This is a genomic window from Pseudomonas sp. PB103, assembly GCF_009764635.1.
In the GTDB taxonomy this organism is placed as follows: domain Bacteria; phylum Pseudomonadota; class Gammaproteobacteria; order Pseudomonadales; family Pseudomonadaceae; genus Aquipseudomonas.
Window position 1 is genome coordinate 95,903 of the sequence record NZ_RWIL01000002.1, and the last position, 17,803, is coordinate 113,705.

Annotated in this window: 19 protein-coding genes; 8 read left to right on the forward strand and 11 right to left on the reverse strand. The window is 51.5% G+C overall.

The annotated features are described in order from the left end of the window. Positions 1-169: 169 nt before the first annotated feature. The 3 genes from EJA70_RS00470 to EJA70_RS00480 form a co-directional block, all read right to left on the reverse strand. A complete protein-coding gene (locus tag EJA70_RS00470) occupies positions 170-1,564 on the reverse strand; it encodes an undecaprenyl-phosphate glucose phosphotransferase (RefSeq protein WP_008087682.1) in 1,395 nt (464 codons plus the stop codon). Between the two features lie 391 nt (positions 1,565-1,955). Continuing rightward, positions 1,956-2,615 (reverse strand): winged helix-turn-helix domain-containing protein, encoded by a 660-nt coding sequence (locus EJA70_RS00475; RefSeq protein WP_158829017.1) that lies wholly within the window; start codon positions 2,613-2,615, stop codon positions 1,956-1,958. 271 nt (positions 2,616-2,886) lie between these two features. Further along, complete coding sequence (locus EJA70_RS00480) at positions 2,887-3,627, reverse strand: winged helix-turn-helix domain-containing protein (protein ID WP_158828881.1); 741 nt, start codon at positions 3,625-3,627, stop codon at positions 2,887-2,889. Between the two features lie 571 nt (positions 3,628-4,198). Here EJA70_RS00480 and EJA70_RS00485 point away from each other — a divergent pair. Next, a complete protein-coding gene (locus EJA70_RS00485; protein WP_008087676.1) occupies positions 4,199-5,032 on the forward strand; it encodes an undecaprenyl-diphosphate phosphatase in 834 nt (277 codons plus the stop codon). Here the strand turns inward: EJA70_RS00485 and EJA70_RS00490 are convergent, their stop codons facing one another. Beyond that, positions 5,033-5,452 (reverse strand): DUF2388 domain-containing protein, encoded by a 420-nt coding sequence (locus tag EJA70_RS00490; protein ID WP_256677581.1) that lies wholly within the window; start codon positions 5,450-5,452, stop codon positions 5,033-5,035. It abuts the gene before it with no gap. 27 nt (positions 5,453-5,479) lie between these two features. Further along, complete coding sequence (dusA, locus tag EJA70_RS00495) at positions 5,480-6,445, reverse strand: tRNA dihydrouridine(20/20a) synthase DusA (RefSeq protein WP_158828883.1); 966 nt, start codon at positions 6,443-6,445, stop codon at positions 5,480-5,482. 144 nt (positions 6,446-6,589) lie between these two features. On the opposite strand from dusA, the gene EJA70_RS00500 reads away from it, so the two are divergent. Continuing rightward, positions 6,590-7,732: a site-specific integrase gene (locus EJA70_RS00500; protein ID WP_141537466.1), complete on the forward strand. Its 1,143-nt coding sequence runs from the start codon at positions 6,590-6,592 to the stop codon at positions 7,730-7,732. A gap of 31 nt (positions 7,733-7,763) precedes the next feature. On the opposite strand, the gene EJA70_RS00505 is transcribed toward EJA70_RS00500, so the two are convergent. The 3 genes from EJA70_RS00505 to EJA70_RS31290 all read right to left on the reverse strand — a co-directional run bounded on the left by EJA70_RS00505 (position 7,764) and on the right by EJA70_RS31290 (position 9,957). After that, entirely contained in the window at positions 7,764-7,976 is a 213-nt protein-coding gene (locus tag EJA70_RS00505) for a helix-turn-helix domain-containing protein (RefSeq protein WP_141537467.1), read from the reverse strand. Between the two features lie 22 nt (positions 7,977-7,998). Continuing rightward, positions 7,999-8,229, reverse strand: a complete 231-nt coding sequence (locus EJA70_RS00510) for a hypothetical protein (protein ID WP_141537468.1) — start codon at positions 8,227-8,229, stop codon at positions 7,999-8,001. A gap of 1,230 nt (positions 8,230-9,459) precedes the next feature. Then, positions 9,460-9,957: a helix-turn-helix domain-containing protein gene (locus EJA70_RS31290; RefSeq protein WP_098465999.1), complete on the reverse strand. Its 498-nt coding sequence runs from the start codon at positions 9,955-9,957 to the stop codon at positions 9,460-9,462. 239 nt (positions 9,958-10,196) lie between these two features. On the opposite strand from EJA70_RS31290, the gene EJA70_RS00520 reads away from it, so the two are divergent. From EJA70_RS00520 to EJA70_RS00530, 3 genes are all read left to right on the forward strand, one after another. Next, on the forward strand, positions 10,197-10,592 hold the full coding sequence (locus EJA70_RS00520) for a hypothetical protein (protein ID WP_116030849.1): 396 nt from the start codon (positions 10,197-10,199) through the stop codon (positions 10,590-10,592). 206 nt (positions 10,593-10,798) lie between these two features. Continuing rightward, positions 10,799-11,092, forward strand: coding sequence for a hypothetical protein (locus tag EJA70_RS00525; RefSeq protein ID WP_256677582.1), 294 nt, complete (start codon positions 10,799-10,801; stop codon positions 11,090-11,092). A gap of 90 nt (positions 11,093-11,182) precedes the next feature. After that, positions 11,183-11,566 (forward strand): hypothetical protein, encoded by a 384-nt coding sequence (locus EJA70_RS00530; protein ID WP_116030845.1) that lies wholly within the window; start codon positions 11,183-11,185, stop codon positions 11,564-11,566. A 112-nt stretch (positions 11,567-11,678) separates the two neighbouring features. Here the strand turns inward: EJA70_RS00530 and EJA70_RS00535 are convergent, their stop codons facing one another. Continuing rightward, entirely contained in the window at positions 11,679-12,887 is a 1,209-nt protein-coding gene (locus EJA70_RS00535) for a PIN domain-containing protein (protein ID WP_158828885.1), read from the reverse strand. A gap of 410 nt (positions 12,888-13,297) precedes the next feature. Here EJA70_RS00535 and EJA70_RS00540 point away from each other — a divergent pair, with 410 nt between their 5' ends. After that, positions 13,298-14,473, forward strand: a complete 1,176-nt coding sequence (locus tag EJA70_RS00540) for a HEPN domain-containing protein (protein ID WP_147304418.1) — start codon at positions 13,298-13,300, stop codon at positions 14,471-14,473. Positions 14,474-14,597: 124 nt separating this feature from the next. On the opposite strand, the gene umuC is transcribed toward EJA70_RS00540, so the two are convergent. Together umuC and EJA70_RS00550 are read right to left on the reverse strand one after the other, a co-directional pair. After that, positions 14,598-15,878, reverse strand: a complete 1,281-nt coding sequence (gene umuC / locus EJA70_RS00545; protein WP_116030839.1) for a translesion error-prone DNA polymerase V subunit UmuC — start codon at positions 15,876-15,878, stop codon at positions 14,598-14,600. Next, entirely contained in the window at positions 15,865-16,296 is a 432-nt protein-coding gene (locus tag EJA70_RS00550) for a LexA family transcriptional regulator (RefSeq protein WP_116030837.1), read from the reverse strand. The genes umuC and EJA70_RS00550 overlap by 14 nt, the downstream gene beginning before the upstream one ends. 99 nt (positions 16,297-16,395) lie before the next feature. On the opposite strand from EJA70_RS00550, the gene EJA70_RS00555 reads away from it, so the two are divergent. Next, on the forward strand, positions 16,396-17,106 hold the full coding sequence (locus tag EJA70_RS00555) for an SOS response-associated peptidase (RefSeq protein WP_116030835.1): 711 nt from the start codon (positions 16,396-16,398) through the stop codon (positions 17,104-17,106). Positions 17,107-17,399: 293 nt separating this feature from the next. Then, complete coding sequence (locus EJA70_RS00560; protein WP_116030833.1) at positions 17,400-17,699, forward strand: hypothetical protein; 300 nt, start codon at positions 17,400-17,402, stop codon at positions 17,697-17,699. Positions 17,700-17,803 lie beyond the last annotated feature (104 nt).

Genomic DNA, 17,803 nt, shown 5'->3' on the forward strand with positions numbered 1-17,803 from the left:
TCCCTGTGGGAGCTGGCTTGCCAGCGATGAGGCCAGCACATCCAACATCAATGTCGCCTGACCCACCGCCATCGCTGGCGAGCCAGCTCCCACCGGTTTGTGCGTCGAGCCCAAATCCCAGGCACAAAAAAGGGGACTTTCGTCCCCATGCGGTGTGCAGCGTTGAACCTTAGTAAATGTCCTTCGACAACAACGTAAACGGCGTCTTCACCAGGATCTTCAGATCCAGCCACAACGACCAGCTGTTGATGTACTGCAGGTCAATCTCCACTCGCTTTTGCATCTTGTCGATCGTGTCGGTTTCACCGCGGCAACCGCTGATCTGCGCCAGGCCAGTGATCCCCGGTTTAATCCGGTGACGCGCCATGTAGGCAAGGATTTTCCCCGAGTAGAAATGGTTGTGCGCGACCGCGTGCGGACGTGGCCCCACGAGGGCCATGTGCCCTTGCAGCACGTTGAACAGTTGCGGCAATTCGTCCAGCGACGTGCGGCGAATGAAGCGTCCAACGGCAGTAATGCGCGAGTCGTTGCGGCTCGCCTGCTTCACATCGCGGTCGTCGTGCATGCTCATCGAGCGGAATTTCCAGACCTTGATCACCTTGCCGTTCCAGCCATGGCGATCCTGCTTGAACAGCACCGGGCCCGGCGAATTGAGTTTCACCGCCAGAGCGATGATCAACAGGATCGGGCTCAACGCGATGATTGCCAGCAAGGCTACGGTTTTCTCCACCAGGCTTTTGCTCAAGGCCGCCGTCGGGCGACTGGTCAGCGGGCTCTCGTTCAAGTAGATCGCCGGCAGGCCGTCCACGACTTTCACCGAGTGATTGAGCAGCGTCAAACTGTTCAGGTCAGGCACCCAGACCACATCGACATTGGCACCCAGCAAATCGACGTACATCGCTTCGATCTTCGCTGCCTCACACAGCGGCAGAGTGATATACAAACGGCGGATGTCATGGGCCTCGATCAGTTCCAGCAACTGTTCCTGAGCACCAATAACACGCGGTGCATCGGCGTCCAGCGAAGACACATCGCCATTGCTGACCAAACCGACCAGTGGCAGATTCTCCAGTTGACTGAGCTTCTTCGCCAAGCCCAGCGCCAGCTCGCCTGTCCCGACAATCAGGGTCTTGTGCTCACTTTTACGCGAACGCTGATAGAACTTCGAAAACGCATGCAGCGGCGCATACAGCAGCGCCTGACCAAGGAAGCCGTACACCGCCCAGCTGAGAATCACCTGCCGCGAAAACAGCTCATCGGCCTGGCAGACAAACGCAATGCACGCCAGCGCCGCCATGGTCATCGACCAACCCATGAACAGCCGACCGAGACCGGTCAGATAGTTATCGCGTTTGCGGTAAACACCGCTAAACGTATAAGCCGGCACCGAGGCCAATACTGCCAGTGTTGCGCACATACGGTAGTAGAACGCGACGGTCCCGGTGTGCTGTTCCGCGAGGATGAACAGCAGCGTTACAACAAAGCCTTGTGCCAGCGCCCATTGGCCCCAAAAGGTCAGTCCCTTGAGGCCCGTGCTTCGATTGATACTAAGAGAAAGTTCCATACGATATCCCCAAAAGACGTCCATTCAGGTTTCAACAGTTGAAAGCCGAGTTGTCAGGCAGACGGATTGTTTTTGTTGTTGTAAGTGTCCGGAGGTAACAACATCGAGAGGTCGAACTGTCGTCAGTCAATAGACTAAGTTATTGCCTGAAATGGTGTCTGACGAGTTCTAACAAGATGGCACAATGCCAACTTTCTAATAATTAAATAGAACAGTGTTAGAAAAGGTCGTAGAGCAGGGGGTGAATAAATGATGTTGATTTTGTTACTGTTGAAAGGGTCGAGGCAGGGAGTTTGAATCTGATCAGGGAGGGTGTAACCAAACAGAGTGCTCTTGTTGTTTTTGTAATCGCACTTTTTCTGTTTGTGGTGTTCGCAGGTATCGACCGTGGTTACGCAACGATTTCCTGGATCAGGCAATAACCGCGATTGCGCACGGCACGAAACAGCCGCTCACCATTACTGGCGCTCTTGAATTTGTCCTGCAGGCGACTCAAGCACATTTCCAGGCCGCGATATTGTTCCGGCTCTCGACCGATGCTCAGGATCAGTTCATCGCGGCTGACAACCCGCTCTTCATGATTGAGCATTTTCCTGACCAATGCTGTTTCCAGGCCGGTAAGACTGATCTCGACGTCGTCTTTAACCAATGCGCCTTGAACATTGTCGAGGTGCCACGTCTCGCTGCAAGGCATATCACCTTCAACAACCGGTGGCCTGTTGCTGCTATCGCTGGCACTGACCGGAATGCTCTGGAAAGGGTTGGCTGATTGTGCGGCCAGCCATTCGGATTCAAGCGTGGCCAATATTCGCTGAGTATCATGTTCGATACTGCGCGCGACGTTCTTTCGACTGACGCTTGGATAGGTGAACTCCATCACCATTGGCGCCGAAGAGGGCGAAGCAACGCCTTCAACAAACATCTGCGCCTGGGACGTGCCAAACGAATTGAAACGCTCACTGGACAAGATGCTCTCCAGTTCGCGTTGAGAAGTTGTACTGTGAGTCACGACGACAAAATATTTTCTGGGGAGGGTTGTACTAGTTTCCATGTCTCTCTCCTTAACTGCGTACCAAAATTGGCTAAAAGGTAAATCGGCAGGCGAGCAATGACTTCCTTGGAAGTAATCGACAGGCAGGGTCTGGGCCCGAAAATGGCCCTCGATAAGTTCCACTCGATCTGCTGCTATGTTGTTAAGTTTATTGTTATGGTGTCGCGCTCATTCAATCGCTTTTTTATAGACAGGCTTGAAGTACAACGAGAGCTATATGGTTGCATCAGACGATCCTTCGTTCGTATGCAAAAGGGTGGCTGCCCTTGAGTCAGGCAGTCGATATCAGACCCCGCAGCAGGCGATAGCCATAGCCGCGAATGCTCTGAATCGCGTTTGTACCATACATGTCCTTGATTTTTCCACGCAAGCGGCTGATCGATTTCTCCAGCGCGCGAGGGTCGTAGAAATGGGTGTTGAGGCCCATGATGCCAGCGATTTCATCATGGCTCAGAATGTGATTACGGGTCTGCGCAAACGCTTCCAGGATCTTCATCTCGGCAAACGAGATGTCGAGTTTCTGGCCGTTGTCCATCAAACAGATGCGTGTCGGGTCGAGCGTGAGATTGATCTCGCGCTGCCATTCTTCACTGCTGAAGAATTCGGCCAGCAAGTCAGCGCCATCATCGGAAAGGGTATTGAGCTTGATACAAACATCCGCGCCGGCCAGATAGTATTTGATCTTGTTGACGGCGCCGCGACCGGTGATGACCGCGCAAATGATCGGTTTCAAATTATCGGCTCGCAGGTTTTCCACCAACGCGAGGTTTTCCTCAAGAGCCTGCGGGCTATCGATGACGAGGAAGATGGCACGGTATGAACTGCAATATTCATTTTGCTGATATGAACTAAGGTAGTCGTTGACCTCTAGTGGCATATCGGTGCGCACATGCTGGGCTACCAGCGCTCTAAAATGTTCAGCCACGCCACGGGTGCGACCCAGAGTGAGAACTCCGGGTTCGGCATTTGTGGGGCGCGGGCTTCTAGGCGCTAAGTTCCCTGAGAGCATCATGCATTGACTCGAATTAGTGCTGACATCGGGATGTTAAAGCACCGGTTCTCATCTGTGACTGACAATTGGTAACATTTACGCGGATTTTAGACGTGTCTCCCGAGTTTTCTAACAATAAATAAGCTTTTCAAGCTTTTAGTTGATTTTCTCGGGGTGGTGAACTAGTGCTTAGATGGTGGCGTTATGCAATGGTGCCACTATTTTGAGTCTATTGCGATGGCTTTGTTTATGTCCTTTTGCCATTGTATGGCCATCTCGGAATAATGTGATATTGATCACACTTTGTCGGCGGGGCAAGTTTTTTTCTATCTGAAGCCTAAATATTTTCCGTTTAGTTCGTCGGCCGACGATTACTAACATGGCTTGAGTGTGGCAATTCATAAGAACTATTCTTCAAGATCAAAAGATCGCAGCCTGCGGCAGCTCCTACATTTGCAATACGTTCCCCTGTAGGAGCTGCCGAAGGCTGCGATCTTTTGATCTCCAACTAAACCAATTGTGTAACTTCAGATACTCAACCCCTGAGTGTTATTAGCCGGTCGCTCACCCAGAGCGCTCTGACGGAGGATTAATGGATTTCTGGACCCTTTTCCAGGTGTTGATATTAGGCGCAGTAGAAGGCCTGACCGAGTTCTTGCCGATCTCCAGTACTGGCCACCAGATCATCGTCGCCGACTTGCTCGAATTCGGCGGCGAACGCGCCATGGCGTTCAACATCATTATCCAACTGGGTGCCATTCTTGCCGTCGTCTGGGAGTTCCGCCCGAAGATCATCAACATCGTCAAAGGCCTGCCCACCGAGCGCAATGCGCAGCGCTTCACCCTCAACTTGCTGATCGCCTTTCTGCCCGCCGTGGTCTTGGGCGTGTTGTTCGCGGACACCATCCACGAATACCTGTTTAACCCGATCACCGTCGCCGTGGCCTTGGTGGTTGGCGGCATCATCATGCTGTGGGCCGAACAGCGCAATCATGTGATCAGCGTCGATCACGTCGACGACATGCGCTGGTCTGACGCGCTGAAAATCGGTTTCGTACAATGCCTGGCGATGATTCCTGGCACCTCGCGCTCCGGTTCGACCATCATCGGCGGCTTGCTCTTCGGTCTGTCACGCAAGGCCGCCACCGAGTTCTCGTTCTTTCTCGCCATGCCAACGATGGTCGGCGCCGCCGTCTACTCCGGCTATAAATACCGCGACCTGTTCCAGCCCAACGACCTGCCAGTCTTCGCCCTCGGCTTCGTCACCGCGTTCATCTTCGCGATGATTGCCGTGCGCGGTTTGCTCAAGTTTATTGCCAACCACAGCTACGCCGCGTTCGCCTGGTATCGGATCGCGTTTGGTTTGTTGATTCTGGCAACGTGGGTGTTTGGTTGGGTCAACTGGACCGCAGCAGCGGCCGCCTGATCACTGAGCGCTGATCAACGCCGCAACGGCGAGATCGTTTAACGCCGAATCCGGCGACTCCTGGCGATAGCGCTGCAAGGCCGACGTGAAATACGCGGCCTGCAGCATGCCGTCGCTGGCCAGATAAAGCCGCGCGTCCTCCTGCTCTTCAGCGGAGTAAACACGTTTAAAGCTTTCCGTGGTGTTATTGGTCGCCGAGAAGGGTGTCAGTAACAGCACCATGATCGACAGCCCGGAAAACTGCGTCACCTCCCATGGCGTCTCGGTGCGGCCCATACAAAAGCCATCGCAGTGCGCATAAGCATTGGAGGTAACACTAAACAAAGCGAGAAAGGTGTAACGCTTGAAACCGGAAAAGTTAAACGCGGGCATACCCAAAAGACATCCTGTCTGCAAAACAAAACTGCGGGCAACGCTCATGCGTCACCCGCACACTCAAAACTTCAATCAACGACCTTCAAGCAACTCAGCCGCCTGATCCAGCAACGCCAGCGGATCCTTGGCCTTGTGGATATCCACCGATAACAATTGACGGAATTTTCGCGCCCCCGGGAACCCCGTGCCCAGGCCCAGCACATGCCGCGTGATGTGATGCATCGCCCCACCGGCCAGCAAATGCTCGGCTATATAAGGACGCAACTGCGCCAGCGCCTCAGCCCGACTGATCACCGGCGCCGAACTGCCGAACAACTGCTGATCCACCTCCGCCAGCACATACGGATTGTGATAAGCCTCACGCCCCAACATCACCCCGTCGAAAGTCTGCAAGTGCTCATGGCAAGCCTCCATCGTCTTGATCCCGCCATTCAGCACAATCTCCAACGCCGGAAAATCCACCTTCAGCTGCGCCGCCACGTCATAGCGCAACGGCGGAATGTCCCGATTCTCCTTCGGCGACAACCCCTCCAGAATCGCAATCCGCGCATGCACGGTGAAACTGGTGCACCCGGCATCGCGGACTGTGCCGACGAAATCACACAGCTCCGCGTAACTGTCCCGACCGTTGATGCCGATGCGATGCTTTACCGTGACAGGAATCGACACCGCGTCGCGCATTGCCTTTACACAATCCGCCACGAGTTGTGGGTGACCCATGAGGCAGGCGCCGATCATGTTGTTCTGCACACGATCGCTTGGGCAGCCCACGTTGAGGTTTACCTCGTCGTAACCGTGCTCCTGGGCCATGCGGGCGCAGGCGGCCAGATCCAACGGAACGCTACCGCCGAGCTGCAACGCGAGAGGGTGCTCGGCTTCGTTGTGACGGAGGAAGCGTTCGTGATCGCCGTTTAGGAGCGCACCGGTGGTGACCATTTCGGTGTAGAGCAGAGCGTTCTTCGACAGGAGGCGTAGGAAGAAACGGCAATGGCGGTCAGTCCAATCCATCATTGGGGCTACACTAAATTTACGATTCATAAAGCCTTGTATTTAAAGGTCTCCAGCATATTTTAGTGCTATCCTGCGTGTACATTTCAGGGCCAAAATGACGGTTTTGGTACACCTGGGGTACACGCCGTGTGCAAAAAGGTATGCATCGGGGTACGGGTTAATGAACATTGAGTGAACACAAGTATGGCTTCGATACACCAGCTCCCCAGTGGCAAATGGCGCGCCCTCATTCGGAAAAAGGGCATCACCCCGATCAGCGCAACGTTCGTGACCGAAAAGCTTGCGAAGACATTCGCGAAGGAGAAGGAGCGTCAGCTTGAAGAGATCAAGGCTACAGGCAGGACGGCGGCCCCCAAGGGTTCAACTGTCGCTCATTATATCGATGACTACCTCGATTACATACAGCGTGGGCGAACCCTTCAGCGGAGCGCGCTGTTTATCTACAAGGCGTTGAAGAAAAGATTTGGCAAAATCGGCATCGAACGGCTTTCGAAGAGCCACCTGGATTCGTTCATCAATGATCGGAAAAAGGAGGGCGTACAGGGCCAGACTATCGCCGGTGATCTCTCCCTGCTGTCATCTGTCCTTCGCTATTGCTATGACAGTAAGCACCTAGATGTAGATCCCGACCTTGCAGACAAAGCTCGGAAAAGCCTCAAGACCAATCACAAAATGAGGATCAAAAGCCGAGAGGTTGAATGCTTGCCGACTCAGTCAGAAGTTGACGCCATTATTGCGGCCTACGCCAACAAAAAGCGCCAAAAGATCGACATGCCCAAGGTCATCAAATTCGGACTTTACACCTCCATGCGACAGTCGGAAATCTGTGGGATCAGAATTGAAGATTTAGACAGGGAAAATAAAACTGTCATCATTCGTGACCGTAAGCATCCGAGTGACAAAGAGGGTAACGATGAGACAGTTGCATTGCTTCCATCTGCCTGGCAGATAGTCGAAACGGTCATTGGGAGTCGCCAGTCAGGCTGCATTTTTCCCTACAATCCCAAGTCTGTGTCCACCGCGTTCACTCGTGCAAGGGCAGTTGCGGGAGTAACACGTCCGGTTCGATTCCACGACCTAAGGCATAAAGCAATTACCGACTTCTTTGGCCTTGGCCTTAACGTACCCCAGGTCGCTTCAATGAGTGGCCATCGCGACTGGCAAACACTGAAGCGCTATACACACGTCAAAGCGACTGATGTTCATGCAGCTTACAATGCTCTAAATCTCAAACAGGGAGATTTGAAAAATGTCGACAGCCAGCTCGCTCTGATCTTGCAGAAGCTCGGTGATATGAATGGCGCCCCGGCATAAAAAACAAGGGGGCCATCTGGCCCCCTTTTTTTTAAATGCAGCGCCTGATAAAGTCGTCAGAATCTGTTTCCATCAAACTACCAATGAACTCCATCACAGCGTTTTTTGGATATAAGTAAGCAGAGCCGAAGCGTATAGGTTTCGGGCCTTTGCCGTGTTTTCTCCAGTAAGCAAGGGTCTCAAGAGTTACCTTGGCAAGCTCGCTGATGTCCTCGGCGGTGTAGCAGTTGATCTCGTCTGCCATTTTGCTTCTCAAGTTGCTGGCGTCAATCATTAGATGCAGGCTTTTTCTGAGTGCTGCCGAAATCATTAACCCTAGTAATCAGGACAGTTCTTTTTCTCTCATTAGCACTGCAGAGGTGATTTTTGTCATCAGTATGTGCTTGCTCAATAAAGTTCCTGCACAAGTCTTCCAGGCGTAGTTTTGAACAAATTAAGATTTGCGCGGTTTCTTTTTCAACGACATGGCCTGTGCCCTGAGCGATTTTTTTTTGCATATCAACATCTCGGAAGTGCTCGCCATCATGACCGTCAGCACCCCCATTTTTTCTGAAGCCCGGTGTCGTACCTGCGGCCTGTCAATACATGAGAAATGTTTTTTGTCTGGGCGTCAAGGAGCACTCCGTATTATTTAAACGGTATGCCTAGGGCATACTCTTAACTATGAGGATGTTGAAATCTATACTGAGATAATAGAGATCTAGTCGTTGATGGTAAAGTTGTCATCGGCAAAGTTTTTTTGGGTTGGGCGGCATGTCCGTAGTAACTGCGCGTAGGGGCGCAGTCTTAGAATGTAAGTTGCAAAGTAAAAAATGAGCATTGCCACTATAAAACAAAGTTTGCAGCTTACGGCTAATCACTTTGCTACCTTGGGTTAATTATATAACCAAGAGTCAATTTTATGTGGCTTAGTGGTGGCTAGGTGAGGTTTTACATATGTAACGTGTTCGCAAATATAGGTTGATTCGGGAATTCTATCTAACCATCCATCCGGCGTTGCTGAGAGAAACCTCGAGCCACTGAGGCGGTGTTTATTTATCAACGGCGACTCAGCGGTGTGCTGTATATCGCAGAGAAAATTTCTAGTCCTTGATGCTGGGGATAGTTACGAAGGCTCGGGGCGAAATTATGCCTCTTGCTGATTCGCTGGATTTTTCGATTTTCGATCACGCAGAGCCTCGGATTTACCAAAAAAAGTAAGTGAAAAGCTTAGCTTTGGATGCCAAAAAGGAGCCGGGGCCTTCGGCCCCAAATGGGCGAGTAGTTATGAGGGGGCGGAGGCGCAACCCTAAACGATGTCATTTTGTTGAAAATGAGCTCAAGAATCCTATAGATCGAAGGATCAGATTTGAAAAGCAACCAGCAAACACGACAGTTTTTAGAACATGAAACTGGGGAGGCCCAGGCAATGCTGCTTTTCTTTTGAGTTCAAAATATAGATCTCCGGTTTTGAAAAACGAATTCAAGGGCAGAGATCTCATGATGTCGAAAAAAAGACATTAATGTCGCATTTATGTAAATATTGAATCAAGATCTGGCACCATCGCTTATGAGGTTCGCGTGCGCAGGGGGGCTGTGGATTAGGCCGGAAATAAGGTTATCCAGTGATCGAAGCCATTTGGCTGCAAACCGATCTTTCCGCTTGGCCTCGAGTTGTCGTGTAGGCCAAGCTCAATCTCAACGCACCGCCCCCTTTGAGAGCACCTGCGTCAATCCAGCATTGTCCTCTAACAATCAGCTCTAGATTCGGTAGCGTTAATCCTCTTCCAATATCGATGCACAGTCGATAAAGCTAGCCCCGTCTCCCGCGCAATTTGCGATTGATTCATTCCAGCAGTCTTAAGCTCGCGAACGACGCTTTCGCTTCCCTTGTTCTGAGGCTTTCCAGGCTTACGGGGGGCAACCGCTCCATCAGTGAGCTGTTCAGCGAGAATTCCAAGACCTCCTTCTTTCTCAAACGCTTGCAGCTGCTTTAAAGCAGCATCAATGAGGACAGGGTAGGGGGTGTCCTGCTGTTGGGACATACAAAGAGCTAGGAGGGCCAGAGGGTTTATTCGAAGGCCCTCAGCAAGGCTCTCGAACTTCTCAAGAGTAATACTTGTTTCGCCTCGCTCGAGGGCGCTGAGTTTGGATTTCGCGGAGGCGTCAGAAAGGTCTTCGTGCCGAAGTTGACGCTGCTTACGCAGTGCTCGGATGGCGCCCGCGAGTGCGATTCTAAGCTGCATGGCTCACTCAAAAGTCAGGATATAGCCACACAGGAGGGTTTCCGTTAAATACCAGAATGAGGTAGTATTGCGCATACTGCGGTCAGGACGGCCCATTGCGAAGCTTCCGTAAGCTCGTTTTGGCAATTTATGGGAATTAGATGAGAGCGTTTCGCTGGGCATGAAGACCGGCGCGCGGACTTTCCAGCAAGCCTCTGCTGAGCAGGCGTATTACTCGTAAAATATTTCGGAGGCTGTACATGGTTGGAGTGATCGATACAGGGCTTTTCGGAGACCCTGGAGCCTCTTTAGCTGGCTCAGAAGTTAGCCTCCAAGACGCGATGTCTGCAGCCAGAAAGCGCTACAAGTGGATGCCCCTGTGCGCCGTAGAAGAATGGACAATCCTAGACGCCATCGTCACCGACGACGAGCGAGCCAAAGTTGCCGCCGCAGGCTGCCAACCAATCTTCATGTTTGCCCACAAAGTTGTGGACGACGAGCAGAGGCGTTTCGAGCCAGGCCACTGGGTGCGCTCAAGCATGGGCACCGCTTTCAAGGAAGGCTACCTATTCGAAACACGCAACACGGTCTACGTCTTGCTCGGCCCAGGCCATCGTAAGTCTGCTTCTATCGAAGCGATATTTTCCCTTTTCTGATTACCACCGGTTCTGCTGGGCAACTGACGTGCTCCAGCAGTTTGAGGCGACACATGTTCAGAACCTTAGACAACGACCTGATAGGCGTCCCAGGAATGTTCGGGGAGGGGGTGTCCCAATGGCGTGGAGTCTCAAGGCTGCTCCGAACGCCTTGGTATCACTTAACCCTTAGCGTCGAAAACGAGGGTCGTTTCAGCGAGTGCGCGATGATGATTGACGACACCCACCAGCTTCAAAAAATGTTGGTAAGCCAGGGGGCGGATTTAGCTATTACCGAGATTATGGCTGTGACGCCATCTTGGATGAATAAGTCCGGGGGCTGGCAGATGGAGCGGTTAACCAAAGTATCCGTTGGTGAGGACAGGTCTGGTTCTGAGGTTTGCTTGCTGGAAGTGGCTAAGGGGGCGGTGTATCACACCTCACACAAGCGAGACTTCAAGATTGAAGCGCTAGCCAATCTGAGGCCCGTCTTTCTCTCAAGCATGATTCGATCTGCCTGAAATTTACCAGTAATCCCTCACGGTACCAGCGCGCCTGGTTGCGTGTGCAATTCTTGATAACTCCATACAGACCGCAACCGGAGCCCAAAAATGCTGGACACCCTAGATGTGAACTTTCACGGCAAACGACATACAGATTTTGATCTGAAGCGAATTATAAGGGCTCAAGAGCAAGGCTTCGACATACCGGTCACTGCGTATCTTTGCGGAGTATCTATCAGGGCGCGCGCAGGCATCGGTTTGGTGTTTGGCCACAAGCGCAAAGATCAGTATGGGCGGTATGGAGATGGTCACCTGATCCGTACTTCTGACGTGTTGAAAGTCGAGCGCGAAGGGCGATTTTGGGTGATGACGACTGTGAATTCGCGGTACGTGCTCGCGACGTTTCAACGCGTCAATGGACGTGCGAGCCTTCGTCAGTTTCTGCAGTTATCTAGGAGGCAGCACCATCTATCCCCGCAGGTACTGCAGTAGGTGTGTGGCGTTACCCTGGACGATACACGTCCTGATCAACCTTGGTGGAGAGGTGCGAATGCGGGCGCTATGGGTGACCGAATTCGCCATCGACTCCCCTTTGTATAAAGGTTTAACGTTTTGAAGCCACAGCCTCGTCACGCCTTCTTTCTATTTCCTGTTCCCACTCCCATTCCCAGCGGAGTTGCTCATCTCGATCACTAGAATAATCTGGCGCAATGTCACCAAATTTAACTACGTCCATTTCACCCTCCACTTCAATCTCATTCGGGATAAGAGCATTGCCTAGCTCTTTCCAATCACCCTTGAAGTGGATGAGCACTTCTGTCTCGTAGCTTTCGTTTCTTTCTTCAACGGCGCCACCTAATGGTACATAATCTTTATCAATTGAGTCGTACTGCGAAAACGAAAAAGTGGTCATTACTTTTGTGTTGACTAGCGCTGTAAGACTGAGCACCACAAGATCGTCCTCAATCAAGACGATTCGGATCTTAGGTTTGTTATCTTCTCCTTGGGCGAATTTATGACCAAGGTATTCGATCTGAACGTCGTCGCTCTCGAAGTAGAATAGAGAGTTCGCTTCGATATCGGGTGTTTGTTCACTAACTTGCTCCGATATTGCATTTTTTATGCCTTGGAATAGTTTGCTGTCTCTGTCGAGTAGCCCATCCGCTTGGAGCATTTCTATGAGGCTCTTTACCTTCGTATGAGGTTGGAATAACGCCAGCGCATCCGGGAGGTCTTCAACAACGTGTAGGTATGAAGAACTGTTCGCAAACGCATGCCAACCTTTATCCTTGCTGACTAATACAGTTCTTCTGTCATTCCCTACTGCCCACGATTCGAGAGTAAGCAAGGCGATGGCATCCGGAAACTCGTGCTTTTTTTCATTTGAGGTTTCAAAGGGAGCTTCAGTAGAGAAATACATGCGCATCAAGTCGCTTATGTTTACGCAAGAACTAGCAATGACATGGCCATTAATTCGTTTGTAGAACGTTTTGAGCTTTTCTTCTGCCATCAGGATTGGGTTTATATCGCAGAGATGAGAAGCGCCAAATTCTGATGTCTTGATGTCTTCGCTATATTTGGAAAGCGTTCTGAGATTGCCTTTGGCCGCTCTCAGCGCCTCAGCGATCTCTGCAGAAAGATGTTGCACACCTTCGGAATGTATAACGTCTGGTTGAACTATCTGGACGGGGCTGCCTTGGAATTGTTCAAGCTGCTTCAGAATACCTCCGTCGAAGTTATAACGCTGGCCGCGAAGTATATTGCTATCGATGGATAATGCAGCGAAATCTAAATAGGGCTCTGCCGGTGGCATGTGCATCTCCTTCGCTTCGGTGCGTTCGTGAATTACTTCTGTTGGAAGTAGAGTAGCTCATATTTCGCGATTGGCTTGAGGTTACGTGGGTCGCAATCCGATACGTTTTTCCACCGAGCGCGATGGCCAAAAAGCAGATTCGAATGGTGGATTATCTAGTTTCCAAAATCCGCCGAAGACTCATTTGGCATGGTAATTAGGGGCAGCTTGGCGAGGTAGTGATGAGCGGTAGGTCAAGGCAAAATGAGACTGTCCATCCGGCGTAGGACTTTCCCTTTGACGACGGCATTGATGTGCAAGCGTCCTAAATGCTTATCAGCGCGACTCTATCCTGCGATACTGTTAAGATGCTATTTTAAACTATTTGCAATCTTTTATAAGTCGATTACCACGCATAAGTAGAGGCTATAGTGGATTCCAGAATTATAGATATTATTGAATGGAACAGTGGTTGGAGAACAACCGGTACAAATATTGAGGAGTTTTTTGCTCGTGCAGCTCTTAGCGAAAGTGCAGATAAGCCTGGGCTTATTACTCTTATTAAAAATGACCCTTCTCTAGCAGTTATTCTTTCAGGATGGCAGGTGATCGGTCTGTCTCGACATAGGGTGACACCTGAACTGTTTGCGTCATGGATTTACAAAAAAGGTATCGATAGATGTGACTTCGAGCGAGAGCTGATGGAGTACATCGAAAATGATAAGTTTTCAGCCTATGGGGTGGTACTTCTAGCGGGTTTGGAAGTGGACGAACCTATCGAGCTTGGGAAATTCGGTAGGCTTACGAATATCTATCAGCTTCCTAATAAAAAACTTCAGTTGGCACTGACTGACTCAACGGATGAGCATGCTTTATTTCCACAGTATTCGGCGGCATTAGTTATACCCATGTCTCATCCGACTTTGATTGGGCAGCCTTCTCACGGCGGATTGCCCACAGCTGTTTCTGATATCATGAAAGACCTTGATGATGTCATTAATTGTCTCATGTTGTGCAGTGAGAACTCCTTGGCTGTGCAGAAAGTAGCGTCATCGATAATTCCAGCCGACGATGTCCCGGCTTTTGGGCCAGCCGAATGGATACATCATTCCTTCCATGTTCGAAACGCGCCAATACAGCTGGCTACTTGCGCGATAGTAGTATTACTTGAGCAGTTGGAAAATCTCTGTCGGCTGAGTGATAAACACCGTGAACACGTCCGGTTGCCAATAAAAAAATTGAATGAATATTATAGCTGTAGCGACCTTTCAGATTCCGCTGTTTATCTACGTACTTCCTTAGAAAGTTTGTTTTTAGATAACGATAGTGGAGAGTTGTCGCACCGGCTTTCAATCCGCGCAGCTATTACCATGGGAGGCTCGGTTCCTCAACGGTTGGAAACATACAGAATGATTAAAAAGGCTTATGAGTATGGGTCGAAGGCAGTACATAGAGGACGATTAGTAGAGAAGCGTAACGAGGAGGTGAGGCGAACTTTAGACTATGGAGCATCTGTTGCTAAGCGAGCTATAAGAAAGTTTCTTGCCAACCCCATTGATGATTGGATTACCGTCGAGCTAGGCGGAGATTTTCCCTCAATTGTATAGAGTGCGGATGAATGTGATGGATGCGTCGTTGTAAGATATGACGCTTACGTACTCTTTTGACGTAGGTTTCCATCGCTGCCGGATGTAATGTGAGCCATCGCGCTCACTCGACCTTTTGTTCCTGCTATCTTGCTTTGACCGTCCATAGCTCAGCTACCTTGGTCGTATAGCTCTGGCTCATCAACTCGCGGCGCATCGCCCAACTAGGTGCGACAGGCACACTAGCCACCCTGAGAACCCCTTTTCCCCAGCGGCCATTAATCTCATCCAGAACGCTCATGACCTTGTCCGCCATCACAGGCTGGGAATGCGCGAACAGATCATCGGTGAACTCGCCAGGTTGGCGGAGATCCATCAGCAGAACCTCCGCTTTGCTGTATTTGAAGTCTGGTCGGAATAGACGATTGACGGCTTCGGTTGCAGCCTTTGTCATGAGTCGCACGTCGTTTGTTGGATACGGGAGTTCGACCAGTGCGCCGCTCGCGTACTTCGCTTCTTGGGGATTGAACATGCCTGTCCTGATACTCACGCGGATCTTCTTGCACAGCGAGTTTTGCGCTCTGAGCTTTTCCGCCGCACGCTGGGTGTAGGTCGCGACGGCTTCTTTGATCGGCTCGATTTGCGTGAGTCGCGTACCGAACATCCTGCTACAGCAAATCTCTTGCTTGGGTGGGTCAGCCTCACCTAATTGGAGACATGGTGTGCCGGCCAGCTCGCGAGCCGTCTTTTCGATGACTACGCTGAATTTCTGGCGAAGCATCCACGGATCCGCCTTCGCTAAATCCATCGCAGTCTTGATTCCCATTGATTCGAAATGTGCCCTCATCCGCTTGCCGACGCCCCATACCTCTCCGACATCGGTATTGCGTAGCGTCCAGTCGCGCTTGAACGGATCGCAGAGATTCACGACACCGCCCGTTGCATCCAACAGCCGCTTCGCGGTGTGATTCGCAAGCTTGGCCAGAGTCTTGGTATGGGCAATGCCTACACCAACCGGAATTCCTGTGCGTTTGAAAAGCGTCGAGCGGATGTGTCTGCCGAACGCTGACAAGTCGCCAGGGACACCGGTCAAATCGGCAAATGCTTCGTCAATGCTGTAAACCTCTAAAGCCGGCACCATTGATTCGATGATCGTCATGACGCGTTCGCTCATGTCGCCGTACAGAGCGTAATTACTGCTGAAAGCCACGATTCCATGCCGGCGAAGGTGATCTTTGATTTGAAAGTACGGCTGGCCCATTTTCACGAAAGGCTTGGCGTCGTAGCTTCGCGCAATCACACAACCGTCGTTGTTGGACAGCACCACGATAGGTGTCTTTGCCAGGTCGGGTCTGAACACTCGCTCGCAGCTCGCATAGAAGCTGTTGCAGTCAATTAGGGCGAAAACGGGCTCAGGTGTTGTCATGATCGCGCACGCTGTATTTCACCACACCCCAGATCACCAGCTCATCGCCCTCCATGACATGCCTTGCCGGATATTTTGGGTTCTCGGATAAAAGCATCACGGCGTTCTCTCGCAGAAGCAGGCGCTTGCAGAATGGCTCCGAGTTCAGCGCGGCGATGACGATATCGCCACTGACCGCATCGATGCTTCGATCAACAACCACCAGATCCCCTGAAAAGATTCCGGCGCCCTGCATGCTATCTCCGTCAATCCTCACCAAGTACACGTGCGGCGCGCGGATATCGAATAGCTCATCGAGGGAAATGTGTTTTTCGATGTGATCAGCCGCAGGGGAGGGGAAGCCCGCCGGCACCCTGGATGAATATAAGGGCAGCCTCCTGCCGCCAGACGCGAGAGGGCCGAGGATGGTGATGCTCATGATGCAAGCCTTTTTGAGATTAACTGTACATGCATACAGTTAACGATTTGGTTCGCTTGCGGTCAATCTCATAGGTACGACAATTCGACGGGTGACACCATGTGCGGACGCTACTCGATCTACGAATCGATGGATCACTACCTCAAGGAGCTTGCGCCAAAGCAGCTGGTGATCAATGGCTATGACCTTTGGCCCGTCGACCGGTACAACGTTGCGCCGTCGACGCGAGTGGAAATCTTCCGGCCAGTGGGAGAGGGCTTGAGTGTCGATAAGGTTAAATGGGGATGGGCGCCGTTCTGGGCGAAGGGAAAGCGGCCTGACCCAATAAACGCTAGGGTCGAGACCGTCATGACCGGGAAGTTTTTCAATCAGCTCTGGCCAAATGGACGCGTACTCGCGCCGGCGAACGGTTGGTTTGAATGGGTTAAAGACCCCGATGATGCAAAGAAAAAGCAGCCCTATTTCATTACGTTGAAAGAGCAGATTCCGATGCTCTTCGCCGGCTTGGCTGAAGTACACGAAGGCCTGGAACCGGATGATAGAGACGGCTTCGTCATCATCACCGCCGCGAGCGATGAGGGTATGGTCGATATCCATGACCGCAAGCCCTTGGTCTTGGCACCTGAGCACGCCCGCGAATGGATAGATCCCGACACCTCATCGGAACGAGCGCGGGAACTGGCAATGGAGCACTGCAGGCCTGCTACGGATTTTCATTGGTACAAGGTTGGCAAGGATGTAGGCAACGTTCGAAACGAAGGCCCGCATTTGATTCAGCCCCTCTCACTGGTCGAAGACGTGGATGACTGATTTCAGCCGCAGTCTAAGAGCCGGCGTATCGGCAGCTGCACGCCAGTGAACTGAAGTATTGGCATGAGGAGGGAATAAGGTTTTTCCATGCGCGGCCATCTGAATGTAAAGCAGCCGGATTATTCATGGAATTCCCGTCGTCCATTCGTACTTGCCGGCTCCAACCGTTGATTGTCCTACCTCAATCCGGGACGTATTTCACCACCATCTAGCCGTGTGACCTGCCGACATTTGGAACGACCTCCTGTGCCCGTAAGTCTACCTGTATCTGCTTATTGGTAAGGTACACAGCAATGGATAAGACAATCACAGTCGATCAACTGGCTACCACCGACCTAAGATCAATCAACGAGATATGGCTCGGCGAGACTCATACCCAGCTGTGCCTATGGCGTGGCGAACAGGTCTTCACCCACGAGATGATGAGTGAGGGCACCCACGATCAGAACGTCCGACGCCTTTGCTTGCAGTTGGTCAACCCTGACGATCAAGCCGCAGTTGCCAGCGTTGAGTTGATCGTGCGCGAACAGCTAAAAAAGATGGGGAAGAAGGGCGAGTTTTATCCCGCTGAAGAGGCGGACACTCATCAATAAAAAGGGAGTATCGGCCATTCATGGGGAATCAGTCCAAAGCCTGTTGTCGCCTGGAACGCGGTTGCTGTCACGTTATGTTCGGCTCACGACGGTGGTGCTACTGA

What these genes read in the sequence shown, in the direction of transcription:
- EJA70_RS00480 (WP_158828881.1), bottom strand. Translation starts at nt 3,627, where the DNA reads ATGATGCTCTCAGGGAACTTAGCGCCTAGAAGCCCGCGCCCCACAAAT.
- EJA70_RS00520 (WP_116030849.1), top strand. Translation starts at nt 10,197, where the DNA reads ATGGTTGGAGTGATCGATACAGGGCTTTTCGGAGACCCTGGAGCCTCT.
- EJA70_RS00490 (WP_256677581.1), bottom strand. Translation starts at nt 5,452, where the DNA reads ATGAGCGTTGCCCGCAGTTTTGTTTTGCAGACAGGATGTCTTTTGGGT.
- EJA70_RS00510 (WP_141537468.1), bottom strand. Translation starts at nt 8,229, where the DNA reads ATGCAAAAAAAAATCGCTCAGGGCACAGGCCATGTCGTTGAAAAAGAA.
- EJA70_RS00525 (WP_256677582.1), top strand. Translation starts at nt 10,799, where the DNA reads ATGATGATTGACGACACCCACCAGCTTCAAAAAATGTTGGTAAGCCAG.
- EJA70_RS00470 (WP_008087682.1), bottom strand. Translation starts at nt 1,564, where the DNA reads ATGGAACTTTCTCTTAGTATCAATCGAAGCACGGGCCTCAAGGGACTG.
- umuC (WP_116030839.1), bottom strand. Translation starts at nt 15,878, where the DNA reads ATGACAACACCTGAGCCCGTTTTCGCCCTAATTGACTGCAACAGCTTC.
- dusA (WP_158828883.1), bottom strand. Translation starts at nt 6,445, where the DNA reads ATGAATCGTAAATTTAGTGTAGCCCCAATGATGGATTGGACTGACCGC.
- EJA70_RS00505 (WP_141537467.1), bottom strand. Translation starts at nt 7,976, where the DNA reads ATGGCAGACGAGATCAACTGCTACACCGCCGAGGACATCAGCGAGCTT.
- EJA70_RS31290 (WP_098465999.1), bottom strand. Translation starts at nt 9,957, where the DNA reads ATGCAGCTTAGAATCGCACTCGCGGGCGCCATCCGAGCACTGCGTAAG.
- EJA70_RS00485 (WP_008087676.1), top strand. Translation starts at nt 4,199, where the DNA reads ATGGATTTCTGGACCCTTTTCCAGGTGTTGATATTAGGCGCAGTAGAA.
- EJA70_RS00560 (WP_116030833.1), top strand. Translation starts at nt 17,400, where the DNA reads ATGGATAAGACAATCACAGTCGATCAACTGGCTACCACCGACCTAAGA.
- EJA70_RS00535 (WP_158828885.1), bottom strand. Translation starts at nt 12,887, where the DNA reads ATGCCACCGGCAGAGCCCTATTTAGATTTCGCTGCATTATCCATCGAT.
- EJA70_RS00555 (WP_116030835.1), top strand. Translation starts at nt 16,396, where the DNA reads ATGTGCGGACGCTACTCGATCTACGAATCGATGGATCACTACCTCAAG.
- EJA70_RS00530 (WP_116030845.1), top strand. Translation starts at nt 11,183, where the DNA reads ATGCTGGACACCCTAGATGTGAACTTTCACGGCAAACGACATACAGAT.
- EJA70_RS00475 (WP_158829017.1), bottom strand. Translation starts at nt 2,615, where the DNA reads ATGGAAACTAGTACAACCCTCCCCAGAAAATATTTTGTCGTCGTGACT.
- EJA70_RS00550 (WP_116030837.1), bottom strand. Translation starts at nt 16,296, where the DNA reads ATGAGCATCACCATCCTCGGCCCTCTCGCGTCTGGCGGCAGGAGGCTG.